The sequence below is a fragment of the Rhodococcus sp. 008 genome (assembly GCF_001682295.1).
Lineage (GTDB): Bacteria > Actinomycetota > Actinomycetes > Mycobacteriales > Mycobacteriaceae > Rhodococcus_F > Rhodococcus_F qingshengii.
The window spans coordinates 4,072,702-4,086,571 of the sequence record NZ_CP012749.1 but is presented as its reverse complement, the minus strand read 5'-3'; the positions used below and the strand labels follow the sequence as shown (position 1 = coordinate 4,086,571).

Sequence of the window (13,870 nt, the reverse complement as noted above, 5' to 3'; positions counted from 1 at the left end):
CGTTGGGGTTACGGTTGCCGGTCACCCGGCAACCTGACTGCCAATTCAAATGTGAACTACGCCCCCGGGCCGCTCTCTCAAGAGCAACCCGGGGACCGAAACCTAGTTCGCGAGGTCGTCGACCGTCGCAGCTTCGTTCCTGGACAGGTTGATGCCCAGGTTCGCTGCGGCCCGCTCCAAGTCCTCGTCGTCGCCGTCCGCCATCGTGATGGCCGCGCCGTCCGAGGACAGCACCTCCACGTTGAGGCAGAGCGACTGGAGCTCCTTGAGGAGCACCTTGAACGACTCGGGGATGCCGGGTTCGGGGATGTTCTCGCCCTTGACGATGGCTTCGTACACCTTGACTCGACCGACCACGTCGTCAGACTTGATGGTCAGCAGTTCCTGCAGCGTGTAAGCCGCGCCGTAGGCCTGCATCGCCCAGCACTCCATCTCACCGAAGCGCTGGCCACCGAACTGGGCCTTACCACCGAGAGGCTGCTGCGTGATCATCGAGTACGGACCGGTCGAACGAGCGTGGATCTTGTCGTCGACCAAGTGGTGCAGCTTGATGATGTACATGTAACCGACCGAGACCGGGTACGGGAACGGCTCGCCGGAGCGGCCGTCGAACAAGGTGGCCTTTCCGTCGGGTCCGACCATCTGCTCGCCGTCACGGTTCGGCAGCGTCGCGCCGAGGAGACCGGTGAGCTCGTCTTCCTTCGCACCGTCGAACACCGGGGTGGCGATGTTCGAGTCGGCCGGAGCGGACAGCATCTCTTCCGGCAGGGTCGCAGCCCAGTCGGGACGAGAGCCGTCGGACGCGATCTGAACGTTCCAGCCGGTCTTGCCGATCCACCCGAGGTGGGTCTCCAAGACCTGACCGATGTTCATACGACGCGGGACGCCGTGCGTGTTCAAGATGATGTCGACAGGCGTGCCGTCCGAGAGGAACGGCATGTCTTCCTGCGGCAGGATCTTGCCGATGACGCCCTTGTTACCGTGGCGGCCGGCGAGCTTGTCGCCGTCCTGGATCTTGCGCTTCTGTGCCACGTAGACGCGGACCAACTCGTTGACACCGGGAGGCAGATCGTCGTCTTCGTCACGTGAGAACACGCGGATTCCGATGACCTTGCCGGTCTCACCGTGAGGAACCTTGAGGGACGTGTCACGAACCTCGCGAGCCTTCTCACCGAAGATGGCGCGAAGGAGGCGCTCTTCGGGGGTCAGCTCGGTCTCGCCCTTCGGCGTGACCTTTCCGACCAGCACGTCGCCGTCACGAACCTCGGCACCGATACGGATGATGCCGCGCTCGTCGAGGTCGGCGAGGACCTCGTCGGAGACGTTCGGGATGTCGCGAGTGATTTCCTCGGCACCGAGCTTGGTGTCGCGGGCATCGATCTCGTGCTCCTCGATGTGAATCGAGGTCAGGACGTCCTCTTCCACGAGACGCTGCGACAGAATGATCGCGTCCTCGTAGTTGTGGCCTTCCCACGGCATGATCGCGACGAGCAAGTTCTTGCCCAGCGCCATCTCACCGTTCTCGGTGCAAGGGCCGTCGGCCAGAACCTGGCCGGCCTCGACACGCTGTCCCTCGTCCACGATCGGACGCTGGTTGGCGCACGTGCCCTGGTTGGAACGCGCGAACTTGCGCATCCGGTACGTCTTGCGGCTTCCGTCGTCAGCCATCACCGTGACGTAGTCCGCGGAGATCTCCTCCACGACACCGGTCTTCTCGGTGATGATGACGTCGCCGGCATCCACAGCTGCACGCAGCTCCATGCCGGTACCGACGAGAGGTGCCTCGCTGCGAACCAGCGGGACAGCCTGACGCTGCATGTTCGCGCCCATCAGGGCACGGTTTGCATCGTCGTGCTCGAGGAACGGAATCATCGCGGTTGCGACGGACACCATCTGACGCGGCGAAACGTCCATGTAGTCGATGTCGGAGGACGCGACGAACTCGACCTCGCCACCCTTACGGCGGACGAGAATCTTCGAGTCGGTGAAGCGACCCTCGCGGTCGATGGCCGAGTTGGCCTGCGCGACTACGTGGCGGTCTTCTTCGTCAGCGGTCAGGTAGTCGACCTCGTCGGTCACCTGTCCGTCGACGACGCGACGGTACGGGGTCTCGATGAAACCGAACGGGTTGACGCGGGCGTAGACCGACAGCGAACCGATCAGGCCGATGTTCGGGCCTTCCGGGGTCTCGATCGGGCACATGCGGCCGTAGTGCGACGGGTGAACGTCGCGAACCTCGAGGCCGGCGCGCTCACGGGACAGACCACCCGGGCCGAGGGCGGACAGACGACGCTTGTGCGTCAGCCCCGACAGCGGGTTGTTCTGGTCCATGAACTGCGACAGCTGGGAGGTTCCGAAGAACTCCCTGATCGCAGCGACGACGGGACGGATGTTGATCAGCGTCTGAGGCGTGATTGCCTCGACGTCCTGCGTGGTCATGCGCTCACGAACCACACGCTCCATGCGGGACAGGCCCACGCGGATCTGGTTCTGGATGAGCTCGCCGACCGTACGCAGACGACGGTTGCCGAAGTGGTCGATGTCGTCGACCTCGACGGGAACCTCGACGCCGCCCGGAGCCGTCATCGAGGTGTCACCTGCGTGCAGACGCACGAGGTACTCGACGGTGGCGACGATGTCTTCTTCGGTGAGCGTGGATGCAACGATCGGCTGACCCGCGTTCAGGCCGAGCTTCTTGTTGATCTTGTAACGACCCACGCGAGCGAGGTCGTAGCGCTTGTCCTTGAAGAACAGGTTCTCCAGCAGGGTCTGCGCGCTCTCCTTGGTGGGGGGCTCGCCCGGACGCAGCTTGCGGTAGATGTCGAGCAACGCCTCATCGGTGCCGGCGGTGTTGTCCTTCTCCAGCGTGGCCATGAGGATCTCGGAGAAGCCGAAGCGCTCCGTGATCTGCTCGGTGGTCCAGCCGAGTGCCTTGAGCAGGACGGTGACAGGCTGACGACGCTTGCGGTCGATACGGACACCAACGGTGTCGCGCTTGTCGACGTCGAACTCGAGCCATGCGCCGCGACCCGGGATCACCTTGACGCTGTGCAGATCCTTCTCGGTGCTCTTGTCGACGCTCATGTCGAAGTACACACCGGGGGAACGCACGAGCTGCGAGACGACCACACGCTCGGTGCCGTTGATGATGAAGGTGCCCTTGTCGGTCATCATCGGGAAATCTCCCATGAAGACCGTCTGGCTCTTGATCTCACCAGTGTTGTTGTTGATGAACTCCGCGGTGACGAACAACGGCGCCGCGTAGGTCATGTCCTTGTCTTTGCACTCGTCCGTCGAGGCCTTGACCTCGTCGAATCGAGGGTCGGAGAAGGACAGCGACATAGTGCCGTTGAAATCCTCGATCGGAGAAAGCTCCGCGAGGATGTCCTCGAGACCACCGGACACTGCATTGTCGCCGAGTGCCGCTGCTCGTTCACGCCAACTCTGCGCGCCGATCAGCCACTCGAACGAATCTGTCTGTACGTCAAGAAGCCCGGGAACTTCGAGGGGTTCGCGAACTTTCGCGAACGAAACCCTCTTCGGGGCTCCGGGGATTCCGGAAACTGCCTTGGTCTGGCTAGAGACTGCCAAGATGCGTCCTTCCAGCACCTCACGCGGGCCGCTCCGTGCTGTTGCGACCGCCGCTGTATCTGCTTCGAATTTCGCTGGTTACAACCCGAACGAAACCCGTCGCAGAAAGCAAGAAGTACTTGACTTCGCAGCGGTTGAGACGAGGGGTGGACAGGAGGCAGCCAGCGCAACGTCCAAAAGTACACCCTTACTCTGGAAATGTCGAGTCGGGTGTAACTGAGGGTCGAATTCAGATACTGACGTGAGACTGCCGATCACTCGTCCGTGCATGTTCACCGATCAGAGTGGACCTTGCGGACCGCTCCGTCAAGGGCGAGAGCGCGTGTCGCAGCATTCGAACATTCGTGACGCGCATTCGAACACTGCCACCGGGAGTGTAGCCAGCAACGGCGTCACATACGAAAAATCTGGACCGACATCGTGCGTCGATCCAGATCTTCGCGCTGGTGCGCAGGTGCTACTGGTCGCGAATCTCCGAGCTACTGGTCGCGAATCTCCGAGATCAGCCAGTTTCCGTCCTGCTTCTCCAGACTCACGATGACCATTCCGGAGCGAGAGTCTGCCGCCACGCCGTTCTGCGTCGAGCTGACGTTCAGTTGGGCGAGCAACTGCGCCCGGTCCTTCTCTAGCCGTGTGATCCCGATCAGCGGGACATCAGCGGTCGTTGCCGTCTGGGTTTGTTCGACGCCGGCCTTCTGCGTGTCCTTGTACTGCGTCAGCTGATCGCGCATCGACTGGTTCAGGCCCTGGACACCCTTGTCGAAATCGGCGTCGAAGGTGTCGGGAGAAAACGTGAAGACTGCAGCCAACGCCGACGGCGTCACACGAAGAACTTCAGCCGTGGCGCCTTCGTCCACCCAGGCGATGTCGTCCGTCTTCGCGCCGACTTTGAAGAAGGCGATGCCGGCGAGGATCGCGACGATGACCGCTGCGGCCCCCAGGATCGCGACCAGGCGCCAACCGGCCTTGGATTGTGTAGGTGTTGTCGCCGACTCCCCCGCGCCCGTCTCCGGGGTAGCAGGGGCCTTGGGCTCGTCTGCGACGGTTTTCGCCGGTTTGGTCAGATCGGGGCCCGGTGTGGATTCCGGAGCGTCGGTTTCCGTCTTCGGCGGCTCGATTTCTCCGGACTCGGCCTTCGTGAGCGTCGGCTTCGCAACCTCCGGCTTCGCAACCTCCGGCTTCACAGCCTCCTGTGTTTCTTCTTCCGGCTGTTCGATCGTGGGCTCGACCGGATCCGAATCGGACGTCCCCGCGGGGACGTTGAGCGAGCGAGCGCTTCCCGCGATCTTCGGCCGACGGTTCTGCGGGGAGGACGGTCCGCCGGTACGACGTTTGGGTGGCATTACGCGCTTCTCCTTCGAGGGATGTCGGTGTGCAGGTTCGACGAACTACTGGCCACCGGAATCACCGCCCTCGGTTGTCGGTGCGGGAGCACCGGAGGCAGGTGCCTCGGTCCCCGAACCGGGTGCGGGCGTTGCGTCAGGAGCAGGCGTGGAGCCGTCGGTGGCCGGCAGGGTGCCGGAGCCGAGATCGAGCCGAGAGCCGATCGGATCAGCCGACTGAGCCTTCCAGACCCCGTCGACCTCGACCATGCCCAGCCGCATGCCGAGCTGATTCTTGACGAACTGGTTGCCCTGGGTCGTGGTGACTCGAACGACGACCAGTGCCGTGGCGGTCCGGTCATCGGTATTGAGCTCGGTCAGCGCGGACTGAACGACTTCGGTGTCAGCCTTCGAGCCCGAGTTACGCAACTCGTCTGTGATGGAATCCTGAACGGTCTGCAGATACGTCGTCATCTCGTCACCGGTCACCGAAGAACGCATGTTCTCGATCGACTGGTCGAGATTGGCCGAATCCGCGTTGTTGAGGTTGATCGCGACTTGCTGCGCACCGATCAACGCGTCGTCACGCATCTCGGCGGTGGTGCGGTCGGTGGTGAGCGCCCGAACGTACGGGACGCCGAACACACCGAGCGCAACCACTGCCGCCAGAAGCAAGACACCGACCGCAATCAGAGACGCTGTCAGCCCCTTCGGTCTACCGGTTGTCGGCGCTCCCGATTCGACTTGCTCGGGCCCGCCGGACTGCGGGGAACTGTTTCTCTGAATCACACTCACTACCCTACTTACCTGTTTTGCCCAGCCTCTGGCCGCGAATCGTCAACTGCCACAACTCAGTAGCCTGAACTGCACAAACTCGACCACATTCGGATCGGTCTACTTCGGTGTCACTCCGAGCAACGGCGCCAACTGCGTCGCGATCGGGTTGAGGTTCAACTTGTCCGGATCGACCTTCGGCTTGAAGTCCCAAGGCTGGATCGTGTCGGGATCGGCGTACACCACGCGGTTGGCACTGCGGACGCCCGTCTCGCTGCCCAGCGGCGTCTCACACGAGGCCGCGGTGTTGAGCGGGAAATCCTGCTGGGTGTCGTCGAAGTTGGGATTCTGACGCTTCATCTCGTCCAGGATCGCCATGGTGCCTTCGTAACCCACCGTGCACGAGAGCGGATTGTTGGTCTCGAGCACCAAGCCCTGATGGACCGTTCCGTCGCCGGGAGCAACCGTCGGTGCGGCAGCGGCCAGGCCGGGAAGGAAGATCAGGAACGGCTGCAGCGCGATCGTTCGGGGTGCAAGCGTCTTGGTGGTCGCGGCAAGATTGGTCAGGTCAGTCGTCAGGCTCGGGCCCGCCTCGTTGATGAGGGCACCGATCTGATCGCTGGCCGGGATGCCGTTGTCGATCAAGCGACGGATGTCCGGATCGCTGGTCCTCAACTGCGCCGTGACAGCATCGAGATCGGTACTGAACTGCTTGATCGCGGAGGACTGATCCGACTGCGTCGTCAGTACCGTCTCACTGTTCCGAATCAGCGCGAGCGTCTGAGGCAGAGTGTCGAGCCCGGACTGCGAGAGACCGGACAGCGAATCGGCCAGGACCTGAATGTCCTCGCCCTTGCCGTTGAACGCTGCACCGAGTTCGACGGCGACGGTGTGGAGCGCGTCGACGGGCACGGACTTGACCAAGCCGTTGGCACTGGTCAGCACATCCTCGATCGGGATCGGAGTTGTGGTGTCCCCCACCGCGATCACCGAGCCGTCCTCGAGGAACGGTCCCTGATCGGTATCGGGCTGAAGGTCGACGTACTGCTCACCGATGGCGGAGCGGTTGGCCACGACGGCACGGGCCGACGCGGGAATCTCCGGAGCACTGTTGTCGATCTTCAGGTCGACCTGAATTCCGTCCTCGGTCAACGACATGTCGCCCACTCGCCCGACCGGCACGCCGCGATACGTCACCTCGGCGTTGGTGAAAATTCCACCGGACGTGGCCAATTCGGTCTTGACCGTGTACTGACCGAACCCCATGAGGTTGTCCAGGCGCACGTACTTGGCGCCGACGTAGATGAGACCCAGGAGCGCAACCACGACAAAGCCGACGAGCTGCCATCTGACCAGAGCTGATCTCACTGTCCATCACCGCCGATTCCGAACTGTTCCAGCATTCCCTGGATGGGGTTGAGTGGGTTCGCCGCGGGCGCCGGCGTTGCCGGGTCACCCGCTGTTGTGGCGGGAAGGCCGGCGACAACGGGAACCTGCGGCAGGATCGGAGCGATCGGCAGCAGTGACACTGTCGGCCAGCCCGGTCGCGGTCCGTTGCCGTTGTAGTACGGGTTGGAGGGGTCGACCACCGGCTTGGGATTGCCGAACTTGGGCTGGCGGTATTCCGGTTCTCCCTGCCCGACACCGAGACCCGAGAGTGTATTGCCGATCTGCAGGTCGACACTCAGGAAGAGGTTGACGGAACCACCCTGTGCAATCTTCTCGACACCGTCCGGGAACGGGAACGTCGGAAGGAACGGAAGTGCCCCCACGAAGTCGTCACCGGAGTCTGCGAGCGCCTGCAGCGTCGGACGCAGAGCCTTAAGATCAGCGATCAGATCGTCCTTGGACTGTGTGAGGACGTCGGTTCCCACTGTTCCGAGTCGATCCACCTGAGCGAGCATCTGCGTCAGCTGCGGACGCTGCTCGTTGAGAACCTGTGTCGCAACGGGGAGTTCCTCGAGAATCTTCCCGATCTTCTCGTTCTGATCGTTGACGCGAGTCGAGAGCACATCCAGGCCGTCGAGCGCGCGTGTGATGTCGTCACGCTGCTCGTTGAGTCCACCGATGAGTGTGTTCGCCTGCTCCAGAAGACTTCTCGTCTTGCCTTCGCGACCGTCGAACGCGGCACCGAGTTCTTCGACGATGGGCTGCAACTGGCCCACACCGCCGCCATTGAGCAGCAGCGACAATGCGCCGAGAACCTGCTCGATCTCCGTGGCGTGGCGAGTGCGATCCAGCGGAATGAGATCACCGTCGGCCAGCTTCGTAGAGTCCGGTCCGGACGGCGGGGCCGACAGCTGGATGAACTTCTCGCCGAGCAGGTTGGTCTGCTCGACCGCGGCAATTGCGTTGGCGGGCAGATCAACCGACGAGTCGAGGATAATGCCGACATCCGCGGTCCATCCGTCCGGTCCGACCGACACGTCGTCGACGCGACCGACGGGAACGCCGTCGACCTTCACAGCGGACTGCGGAACCAAGTCGAGCACGTCGTCGAACTGAATGGTCAAGTGCATCGGATCGGAACCCACATCAGGACCGCCGGGAAGCGGGACAGCGTAGATCCCCTCGGACGAGCAGGCGGTTGCCGAGATCAGGACGGCGCACAATCCGGCGCCGACTATCAATGAACGCTTCACTCGCCCTCCCCGTTTCCACTGGTCAGTCGCGGTGACACGACGCCGGGCACAGTGCCCGGAACTACCTGCATCTGTCGTTCGGAACCGGCAAGGATGCCGAAGGGAAGGTTCAGGCCTGCAGCCTGATTGGCTGCGTCGGTCATCGCTGCGACGTTTGCGCACTGGTCGATAGCCGGTTGCATCTGCCTTCCCAATGCCTCGAACCGCGGATCACCGGGCAACAGCTTGCCGAGGTCCATCAACTTGCAGAGCACGCCGGCCGGGTTCTGAAGATCAGGGAACGCCAGACGTGAAGCCAGCACACCTGATTCGGCGTCGTACGAGTTGACCAAGTTGGAGATCGCCAGCGGAAGCATGGTGAGCGTGTTGGCCAGTGCTTCCTTGTTGTTCGCCAATGTCTGTGTCGGTTCGACGAGACCTTCGGTTGTCTGGACCAGTTGATCGCGGTTGTCGGCCACGAACTTCGCGACGTCGCCGAGCGCAATCGAGAGCTGGTTCAGAGCGGCACCGAGATCGTCGCGCTCACCTGCCAGGAATCCGGTCAGGTCCGACAACTGCGTGTTGAACTGGCGCACCTGCTGATCGTTGGCCGCGAGAGCGCCCACAAAAGTATCCAGGTTCTTGATGGTGAGCGAGATGTTGTCACGCGAATCGTTGAGCGTCCGTGCGGCATCCGAGAGGTTGGTGATGCTGTCTCCCAACGCTTCACCGTTGCCCTCGAGGTTGGCCGCACCTGTCTCGACGAAATCGGACAGTGCTCCGTTCTTGTTGGCACCTTCAGGACCGAGAGCCGACGCGAGTTCGTCGATGCTGGAGTACAACTGGTCGACCTCGACAGGCGTCGCCGTCTTCTCGATCGGAATTACTGCACCGCTGGCCATCTTGTCGCCGCCGGTGAAGACCGGTGTCAGCTGGATGTAGCGGTCGGCAACCACCGACGGCGTGATCTGAGCGGCACTGGCACCCGCGGGAATGTCGATCCCACGATCGACACGCAGCTCGACCTTGACCTGATCTCCCTGGGGTTCGACGGATTCGACGGTGCCGACCTTGACACCGAGGACACGAACGTCGGAACCGTCGTAGATACCCACCGACTTGTCGAAGTAAGCGGTGATCTTGGTGGTACCGGCGCGAGTGAACACCCACCACAGCGCGCCACCGATTACGAGTAACCCGATCAGAACAGCGGCGATGATCGCGACCGAGCGCTTCTTGGAGCCGCTTCCGGCTTCGGCAGTATCAGCCATCAGTTGCCTCCCAACGTACGAACGGGGTCACGGTAGCCCGGAATGTCCGGCAGACCCGGCGGAAGGAGGTTCACGACGACCTGGTCGAACCAACGGCCGTTGCCGACCACGTTGGCATACAAGCGAATGAAGGGTTCGTAGAGCTTCAGTGCCTTGTCCAGGTTCTCGTTGTTTGCCTTCAGGATGTCGATGACGCCGTTGAGCTGCGTCAGCGCCGGCCCGATTGCCGCCTCGTTGTCACGAACGAGACCGGTGAGCTGCTGAGAGACGCGCTGAGTTCCGGTGAGCAGCTGCGAAATCGCTTGCTGGCGATTGTTGAGCTCCTGCACCAGTAGTCCACCGTCTCGGATCAGCTGGGTGAATTCCTTGTTGCGGTCAGCAAGAATCTGCGACGTCTTCCCGGTGGCGGCGAAGAGCTTCTGCAAGTCCTGATCGCGGCTCGCGATCGTCTGCGACAGCCGACTGACACCGTCGAGCGAAGCGCGGACATCGCCAGGCGTCTCGGAGAATGCCTGGGACAACGTCTCCATGCTCTTCGCCAACTGGTCGGTGTCGATGTCGCCGACGGTGTCCGCCGCGGCCGAGAAGGCCTGAACGACGTCGTACGGAGAGGTGGTGCGCTCGAGCGGAATCCGATCCTTGGGATCGAGGTTGTCGGTTCCGCGCGGATCTAGTGCGAGGTACTTCTGTCCCAGAATGGTCTTGATCTGAATGGACGCAGAGGTTTGATCTCCCACCCACGCGTCACTGACCTTGAAGTCGACGAGAACACGGTCACCGTCGAGATCGACGGAAGTGACCTTGCCGACCTTCACGCCGGCGATACGAACCTCGTTACCAGGCTTGAGACCCGCGGCTTCGGAGAACTCGGCGGAGTAGGACGAGCCTGCTCCCACGAACGGAAGCGAATCGAGGAAGAACGCGGACAAAGTGGCCAGCAGCACCACGAAGATACCGATGGCTCCGGCCATTGCCGGACTGCGACGTTTACTCATCGACCTTGCAACTCCCTCATACCGTCTTGAGTGCATCGCGTGGCCGCGTTGGTGTAAATCGGCTGATTGACCGTCGGCAGGCCGGTGGGCAGATTCAGCGACGCAGACTGTCCTGGACCAGCAACGATGTCGATTCCGCACAGATAGAACTGGAACCAGGAACCGTAGCTCGCTACGCGTGCGAGCTTCTCGAGCTTGACCGGCAAGGTCTCGAGCACCGCGTTGACGTCGTCACTCCGACGATTGAGTGTGGTCGCCAGTGTGTTGAGCGCCGTGATCGAGCCCTGAATCGACGGCCGCGTCGGCTCGAGCAGGTCTGCCGTCGCGTCGGTCAGGCCGGCGAGTGAGGTGACGGCCGAACCGACCACCCCACGCTCGTTGGCCAACCCGGTGACGAGTTGCTGGGTGTTGACGATCAGTGAATCGAGGTTCTTGTCGTTCGCGTTGACGGTGTCGAGAACGTCGTTGAGGTTCTTGATCACCGCGCCGATGACCGCGTCCTTGTCCGCGACGGTGTTGGTCAGGCTCGCGGTGTTGCGCACGAGCTCACTGATGGTGCCCGATTCGCCTTGGAACACCTGGATGATCTGGTACGACAGCTTGTTGACGTCGTCCGCGCTCAGGGTGGTGAACAGCGGCTTGAAGCCGTTGAAGAGTGTCGTGAGGTTGACTGCCGGGCGCGTCTGAGACAGCGGCAGGGTATCGCCGCCGGTGATCTTCTTGCCTTGGCTGCCTTCACCTTGCGAGAGCGAGATGTACCGCTGCCCCACCAGGTTGCGGAACCGGATGGTGGCGATGGAACTGGCCGGCAACCAATCACGGTCGGATACCGAGAACTGGACCTCGGCCTGGTTGTCGTTGACGATGGCAATCTTCTCGACCTGGCCGACACGAACACCGGCAATGCGAACCTCGTCGCCCTCGTTCAACGAAGTGACGTCGGAGAAGACGGCGTTGAACTTGGTGCCGCCACCGCCGCCGAGGTTGGCGATACTGGCTGCCAGCAGTCCTGTCGCCAGGACCGTCACCACAACGAAGATGATGAGCTTTGTCAGCGGAGCTGCGAGTCCTCTCATTGGACGCTCACCTCCGCACCTGCGAATGCCGGAGCGCTGACCATCGTGGTCCACGCCGGAACATCGTCCGGCGCAACACCGTTGGCCTGTCCGTAGATCACCTTCAACGTATCCTCTTCGAGTTTCGAGCCCGCGTAGCCGGCCTGCTGAGCCGGACCGCTGTTGTTGGTCGAGAACAACTGAGGTCCGGAGCCCTCGGGTGCAGGCAGGAATTCCATGGTGGCGGGACCTGGATTGCGGGAAGGAACCTGGTAGGAACCGTCACCGTACGAACCGCCGGGGTACTGCGGGAACGGACGACCGGGCTCGGTGACGTTGTCGTAGCAAACCGGGCCGCGGTTATCGACGAGCCGTGGCTCGTCCTGGTTGGGCAGGTAGCGACCCTTGGGGTTCACGATCTGAATACTCGCACGCACACCAGGATTGGGCGCGTCGGTGGACAGGATCTTGGCAGCTTCCGGAGCGGTGTCCGAGAAGCCCTTGAACGTGCACCCGAAGGTCGGAGAGTACTGGGCCAGAAGCTGGAGAGCTTCCTTCGAATCCGCAGCGAGCGTGATGATCGAGGACGAGTTCGCTTCGAGGAAGGCTGCGGTGTCCGACGATGTCACGGTGAGCGACGCCAGCAGTGTCCGCAACTGGTCCTGCTTCTGCACCACCGTGTTACCCGTGGTCCGCAGATTGTCGAGAGCGTTGATCAGATCGGGCGCAGCGTCCGAGTACGTCTGGGAGAAGTCCGCGAACTTGCGCAGATCCTCTTGCACCGCGGGCAGTTCGGTATTGACGCCGCGGAAGATCTCCTCGAGACGATCGACCGTCAGACCGAGCTCGGCGCCGCGTCCCGTCAGACCCTGCGCGAGAGAACCGAGAGTGTTCGCCAGATCCTGCGGCGGAATCGCCTGCAGAAGTGGGAGCAGTCCGTCCAGAACGTCGCCGACCTCGACAGCATTGCCGCTCTTGTCCTGGTGGATCACCGTTCCCGCGGAAATCGGGGTCGCGGTGGTTCCCTCCGGAATGATCAGGGAGACGTAGCGCTCACCGAAAAGCGTCTTCGGGAGCAGACGCGCCGTGACGTTGGACGGAATGAGATCAGCCTTGTCCGGCTCGATCGCGAGGACCGAGGTGACCTGGCCGTCTTTCGTCGACGCGGATCGCACCTCGCCGACCAGCAGCCCACGGACCTTGACGTCCGCGTTGGGTGGCAACGCATTTCCGACTGTGTCGGTCACGAGGTCGATCTTCACGACGTCCTTGAACGTCTTGTTGAAGGTTCCGATGGTGAAGGCCAGGAACAATGCCAACACCACGAAGAACACGAGTCCGAGCACACGGCGGCGCAGGACTGACGGAGCCTCGATCATCCGGCCACCCTCACTGTCGTCGTGGTGCCCCAGATTGCGAGGCTGAGGAAGAAGTCGAGAACGGCGATCGTCACGATTGCGGCGCGAACAGCGCGGCCGACGGCCACACCGACACCTGCGGGACCACCTGAGGCATGGAACCCGTAGTAGCAGTGGATCAGGATCAGCACGAAGGCGAATACCAGGACTTTCGCAAACGAATACAGCACGTCCTGCGGTGGCAGGAACAGGTTGAAGTAGTGGTCGTAGGAACCCGTCGACTGCCCGTTGAAGACCGTGCTGATCACTCTCGAGGCGAGGTACGCCGCGAGTAGACCCACGATGTACAGCGGAATGACGGCGACGAAGCCGGCGATCATGCGCGTCGTGACCAGGAACGGCACCGACGGAACTGCCATGACCTCGAGCGCGTCGATCTCTTCGGAGATTCGCATGGCACCGAGTTGGGCGGTGAAGCCACAACCAACCGTGGCCGAGAGCGCAAGAGCCGCAACGATCGGAGCGATCTCACGGGTGTTGACGTATGCGGAGAGGAAGCCGGTCAGGACCGAGCTACCCAACTGCTCCAGAGCGGCGAAGCCCTGGAGGCCGACGACGACACCCGTGAATCCGGACATCATCGCGATGACGCCGATGGTTCCGCCGATCACTGCGAGCGCACCGCTACCGAAGGTCACTTCGGCGAGTAGTCGAAGCGTCTCCTTCCGGTACCGATGCAGGGTGCGCGGGGTCCACGCGATGGCGCGCGCGTAGAACGACATCTGCTCGCCCGCGCGGTCCAACGCGTTCACTGGAATTCTGGCTACTTTGCGACTCTTCAGCAGGAACTGATCGCCGCGGCCTCGTGCGATGGTCATTTAGG

The 13,870-nt window shown here is 62.4% G+C and carries 10 protein-coding genes; all 10 read right to left on the bottom strand.

All coding sequences use genetic code 11. The features are described 5' to 3' along the window. Positions 1 to 102 precede the first annotated feature (102 nt). Positions 103 to 3,609, bottom strand: coding sequence for a DNA-directed RNA polymerase subunit beta (gene rpoB, locus AOT96_RS19130; protein ID WP_003942068.1), 3,507 nt, complete (start codon positions 3,607 to 3,609; stop codon positions 103 to 105). A gap of 461 nt (positions 3,610 to 4,070) precedes the next feature. Beyond that, positions 4,071 to 4,934, bottom strand: coding sequence for a hypothetical protein (locus tag AOT96_RS19125; RefSeq protein ID WP_065352141.1), 864 nt, complete (start codon positions 4,932 to 4,934; stop codon positions 4,071 to 4,073). 45 nt (positions 4,935 to 4,979) lie between these two features. Next, a complete protein-coding gene (locus AOT96_RS19120) occupies positions 4,980 to 5,708 on the bottom strand; it encodes a hypothetical protein (protein ID WP_007728440.1) in 729 nt (242 codons plus the stop codon). Between the two features lie 99 nt (positions 5,709 to 5,807). Further along, the gene (locus AOT96_RS19115; RefSeq protein ID WP_003942085.1) at positions 5,808 to 7,055 is read right to left on the bottom strand and encodes an MCE family protein; all 1,248 of its coding nucleotides are present in this window, start codon (positions 7,053 to 7,055) and stop codon (positions 5,808 to 5,810) included. Continuing rightward, positions 7,052 to 8,329: an MCE family protein gene (locus AOT96_RS19110; protein ID WP_065352140.1), complete on the bottom strand. Its 1,278-nt coding sequence runs from the start codon at positions 8,327 to 8,329 to the stop codon at positions 7,052 to 7,054. Before AOT96_RS19110 ends, AOT96_RS19115 begins: the two co-directional genes overlap by 4 nt. Next, positions 8,326 to 9,579 carry an MCE family protein gene (locus AOT96_RS19105; protein WP_003941941.1) on the bottom strand — a complete coding sequence of 418 codons (1,254 nt, stop codon included), beginning with the start codon at positions 9,577 to 9,579 and terminating at the stop codon, positions 8,326 to 8,328. Before AOT96_RS19105 ends, AOT96_RS19110 begins: the two co-directional genes overlap by 4 nt. Beyond that, positions 9,579 to 10,574, bottom strand: coding sequence for an MCE family protein (locus AOT96_RS19100; protein ID WP_003942053.1), 996 nt, complete (start codon positions 10,572 to 10,574; stop codon positions 9,579 to 9,581). Before AOT96_RS19100 ends, AOT96_RS19105 begins: the two co-directional genes overlap by 1 nt. Then, positions 10,571 to 11,650 (bottom strand): MCE family protein, encoded by a 1,080-nt coding sequence (locus AOT96_RS19095; RefSeq protein ID WP_003941932.1) that lies wholly within the window; start codon positions 11,648 to 11,650, stop codon positions 10,571 to 10,573. Before AOT96_RS19095 ends, AOT96_RS19100 begins: the two co-directional genes overlap by 4 nt. After that, a complete protein-coding gene (locus AOT96_RS19090; RefSeq protein ID WP_003942007.1) occupies positions 11,647 to 13,008 on the bottom strand; it encodes an MCE family protein in 1,362 nt (453 codons plus the stop codon). The genes AOT96_RS19095 and AOT96_RS19090 overlap by 4 nt, the downstream gene beginning before the upstream one ends. Next, the gene (locus AOT96_RS19085) at positions 13,005 to 13,865 is read right to left on the bottom strand and encodes an MlaE family ABC transporter permease (protein ID WP_003941894.1); all 861 of its coding nucleotides are present in this window, start codon (positions 13,863 to 13,865) and stop codon (positions 13,005 to 13,007) included. The genes AOT96_RS19090 and AOT96_RS19085 overlap by 4 nt, the downstream gene beginning before the upstream one ends. Positions 13,866 to 13,870 lie beyond the last annotated feature (5 nt).

Excerpts from the sequence above, each read along its gene's own strand:
- AOT96_RS19125 (WP_065352141.1), bottom strand. The coding sequence starts at position 4,934 with ATGCCACCCAAACGTCGTACCGGCGGACCGTCCTCCCCGCAGAACCGT.
- AOT96_RS19105 (WP_003941941.1), bottom strand. The coding sequence starts at position 9,579 with ATGGCTGATACTGCCGAAGCCGGAAGCGGCTCCAAGAAGCGCTCGGTC.
- AOT96_RS19100 (WP_003942053.1), bottom strand. The coding sequence starts at position 10,574 with ATGAGTAAACGTCGCAGTCCGGCAATGGCCGGAGCCATCGGTATCTTC.
- AOT96_RS19095 (WP_003941932.1), bottom strand. The coding sequence starts at position 11,650 with ATGAGAGGACTCGCAGCTCCGCTGACAAAGCTCATCATCTTCGTTGTG.
- AOT96_RS19090 (WP_003942007.1), bottom strand. The coding sequence starts at position 13,008 with ATGATCGAGGCTCCGTCAGTCCTGCGCCGCCGTGTGCTCGGACTCGTG.
- AOT96_RS19085 (WP_003941894.1), bottom strand. The coding sequence starts at position 13,865 with ATGACCATCGCACGAGGCCGCGGCGATCAGTTCCTGCTGAAGAGTCGC.